General features: G+C 72.5%; 3 protein-coding genes. 2 read left to right on the top strand and 1 reads right to left on the bottom strand.

The features are described 5' to 3' along the window. Positions 1-1550 (bottom strand): methylmalonyl-CoA mutase family protein (locus B0E53_RS34345; protein WP_107079702.1); only part of this gene is annotated, 1550 nt, incomplete at its 3' end. 151 nt (positions 1551-1701) lie between these two features. Between B0E53_RS34345 and B0E53_RS34340 the strand changes: the two genes are divergently transcribed. Both B0E53_RS34340 and B0E53_RS34335 read left to right on the top strand, forming a co-directional pair. Beyond that, a complete protein-coding gene (locus B0E53_RS34340; RefSeq protein WP_107079701.1) occupies positions 1702-2547 on the top strand; it encodes an ABC transporter ATP-binding protein in 846 nt (281 codons plus the stop codon). Further along, entirely contained in the window at positions 2547-3392 is an 846-nt protein-coding gene (locus B0E53_RS34335) for an ABC transporter permease (protein WP_107079700.1), read from the top strand. Before B0E53_RS34340 ends, B0E53_RS34335 begins: the two co-directional genes overlap by 1 nt. Positions 3393-3561 lie beyond the last annotated feature (169 nt).

The following is a 3561-nucleotide window of genomic DNA, read 5'->3' as shown; positions in this document are numbered from 1 at the left end:
GCGCCCTTCGGGCCGCCGGCACCGGCCGCGCCGGACAGGCCCGTGGGCGCCCGGTACTCGCCGAAGACCTGGCGCAGCGCGCCGGCCCACTCGCCGGTGGTCACCCCGGCCCGCACGCACGCCAGCGTCGCCGGCATCAGGTTCTGCGTGGTCGCGGCGTCCGCCCGCAGCCGGGCGAGTGCCGCGTCCACGGCCGTCGCGTCCCGGTCGGCCCGCCACTCGCGTACGGCGGTGGTGGCGGCCGCCTCGACGGCGGGGTCGACCTGCTCGATGGCCTCGGCGCCGGCAGCGGTCAGCGGCGACGGCTCGGTCTCGGTGAACCGGTTGACGCCGACCACCACGTCGGTGCCGGCCTCCATCCGGCGGCGCCGGTCGGCCAGCGAGGCGACCAGGGCGCTCTTCAGGTAGCCGGTCTCCACGGCGGCCACCACACCGCCCATCTCCAGCACCTTCTCCAGCTCGACCCGGGCCCCGGCGACGATGTCGTCGACCAGCGCCGTCATCACGTGCGAGCCCTCGAACAGGTCCGGATATTCGAGCAGGTCCGACTCGTACGCCAGCACCTGCTGCATGCGCAGCGACCACTGCTGGTCCCAGGGGCGGGGCAGGCCGAGCGCCTCGTTCCAGGCGGGCAGTTGCACGGCCCGGGCCCGGGCGTCCCGGGACAGCGTGACGCCGAGCATCTCCAACACGATGCGCTGGATGTTGTTCTCCGGCTGCGCCTCGGTCAGGCCCAGCGAGTTGACCTGGACGCCGTACCGGAAGCGGCGCTGCTTCGGGTTCTCGACGCCGTACCGGTCGCGGGTGATCTCGTCCCAGAGCGCGCCGAACGCACGCATCTTGGCGATCTCCTCGACGAAGCGCACCCCGGCGTTGACGAAGAAGGAGATCCGCTGGACCACGTCGCCCATCCGCTCGGCGGGCACCTGGCCGGAGTCGCGTACCTCGTCGAGCACGGCGACCGCGGTCGCCAGGGCGAAGCCGACCTCCTGCACCGGCGTCGCGCCGGCCTCCTGGAGGTGGTACGAGCAGATGTTGACCGGGTTCCACTTCGGCATCTCGCGCAGCGTGTACGCGATGATGTCGGCGGTCAGCCGCAGCGACGCCGCCGGCGGGAAGATGTACGTCCCCCGGGACAGGTACTCCTTGATGATGTCGTTCTGCGTGGTGCCGGCGCAGCGGGCCAGCTCGGCGCCCTGCTCGGCGGCGACCGTGCCGTAGAGGCCGAGCAGCCACATCGCCGGCGCGTTGATGGTCATCGAGGTGTTCATCTCGGCCAGCGGGATGCCGTCGAAGAGGGCCCGCATGTCGCCGAGGTGCGCCACCGGCACGCCCACCCGGCCCACCTCGCCGGCGGCCAGCTCGTGGTCCGGGTCGTAGCCGGTCTGGGTGGGCAGGTCGAAGGCGACCGAGAGCCCGGTCTGCCCCTTCGCCAGGTTGCGGCGGAAGAGCGCGTTGGTGGCCGTGGCGGAGGAGTGCCCGGCGTAGGTGCGCATCACCCAGGGCCGGTCGCGCTCGGGCAGCCGCCCCGAAGGAGCCTTCTCGTCCATGGCCGGAGTTTAAGTTACTGTTCAGTAAAACGGGCTGTGGAAAACCACACAGGTCCATGGAGCGGGCCGACGGGCACGAGCGGCGCGACATGGCCGACACCACCACACCCCGGGCCGCCGGCCGCCCCGCCGGAGTCGCACACTGGACGTCATGGATGACGAGCTCGCGATCTCCGTACGGGGACTGCGCAAGGCGTACGGCGACACAGTCGCGGTGGCGGGGGTGGACCTCGACGTCCACCGCGGCGAGGTGTTCGCCCTGCTCGGCCCGAACGGCGCAGGCAAGACCACGACGGTGGAGATCCTGGAGGGCTACCGGCGGCGCGACGCCGGCGAGGTACGCGTGCTGGGCGCCGACCCGGCCCACCCGGACCCGACCTGGCGCTCCCGGGTCGGCATCGTGCTCCAGTGCACCGGCGAGTTCGACGAGCTGACCGTCGCCGAGGTGGTCCGGCACTTCGCCGGCTTCTACCCCGACGCGGAGGACCCGGACAAGGTCGTCGAGCGGGTCGGGCTGGGCGCCAAGGCCAGGGCGCGCACGCACACCCTCTCCGGCGGGCAGAAGCGCCGCCTCGACGTGGCGCTGGGCATCGTCGGCCGCCCCGAGCTGCTCTTCCTCGACGAGCCCACCACGGGCTTCGACCCGGAGGCCCGGCGCGAGTTCTGGGAGCTGATCCGGGACCTCTCGGCCGCCGGCACCACCATCGTGCTCACCACCCATTACCTCGACGAGGCCGAGGCGCTGGCGGACCGGGTCGGTGTGATCGCCGCGGGCCGGGTGGTCGAGGTGGCCCCGCCGAACCGGCTGGGCAACCGGCAGGAGGCGCTGGCGACGGTCTCCTGGCGTACCCCGGACGGGACGCCGGAGACGGCGGAGACCGCGACGCCGACGGCGCTGGTGGCGGAGCTGGCCGCGCGCTTCGGCGGCGAGATCCCCGGCCTCACCGTGACCCGGCCGACCCTGGAAGACGTCTACCTGCGGATGATCGGACACTGATGACGACCACCACGAAGCCGGCCGCCCCGGTCGCCGCCGCCCCAGGTCGCCGGCCGGGCGGGGCCGCGCTCGCCCTGCGGCAGGGCCGGCTGGAGATCACCCAGTTCCTGCGCTCCCGGGAGTCCGTCGTCTTCACGATGGGCTTCCCGGTCATCATGATCCTGATCTTCGCGGCGATCTTCACCGACGAGATCGCCCCGGGCGTCAGCTACACGCAGTACTTCATCACCGGCATGATCGCGACCGGCCTCATGACGGTGAGCTTCCAGAACCTCGGCATCTGGATCCCGATCGAGCGGGACCGGGGCGTGCTCAAGCGCTACCGGGGCACCCCGATGCCGAAGTGGGTCTGGTTCGCCGGCAAGGTGCTCATGGTGGTGGCCATCGGCATCGCCGAGACCGCGCTGCTGCTCGCCGTGTCGGTGGCGCTGTTCGACCTGAAGCTGCCGGACACCGCCGCCAGGTGGGCCACCTTCGGCTGGGTCGCCGTCCTGGGCGTCACCGCCTGCACCCTGTGCGGCATCGCCATCTCCTCCCTGGCCCGCACCGCGCGCAGCGGCTCGGCGGTGGTCACCCCGGTCGCCCTGGTCCTCCAGTTCATCTCCGGGGTGTTCTTCGTCTTCACCAGCCTGCCGAGCTGGATGCAGCAGGTCGCCGCGCTCTTCCCGCTCAAGTGGATGTGCCAGGGGTTGCGCTCGGTCTTCCTGCCGGACAGCTTCGGCGGACAGGAACCGGGCGGCTCGTTCGAGCTGGGCCGCGTCGCCCTCGTCCTCGGCCTCTGGTGCGTGATCGGCCTGGTGCTCTGCCTGACCACCTTCCGCTGGACCACCAAGCGCGACGGCTGACGCCGGAAGCTGGGGCCCCTGCTGACGCCGCGGGTGGCACACTCGCCGGCATGGCTCACATGCTGACCCGGCGCACCTTGCTGGGCGCCGCTGCCGGGGTGGCCGGCGCCGCGGTGGTCGGCGGGCTCACCGTCCGGCAACTGGCCGAGCCCCGGCCCGGGCCGGCGCC

Source organism: Micromonospora sp. MH33 (genome assembly GCF_003013775.1).
Classification (GTDB): Bacteria; Actinomycetota; Actinomycetes; order Mycobacteriales; family Micromonosporaceae; genus Micromonospora; species Micromonospora fulviviridis.
The sequence above is the reverse complement of the archived record's forward strand: the minus strand, read 5'-3'. Positions and strand labels throughout refer to the sequence as shown.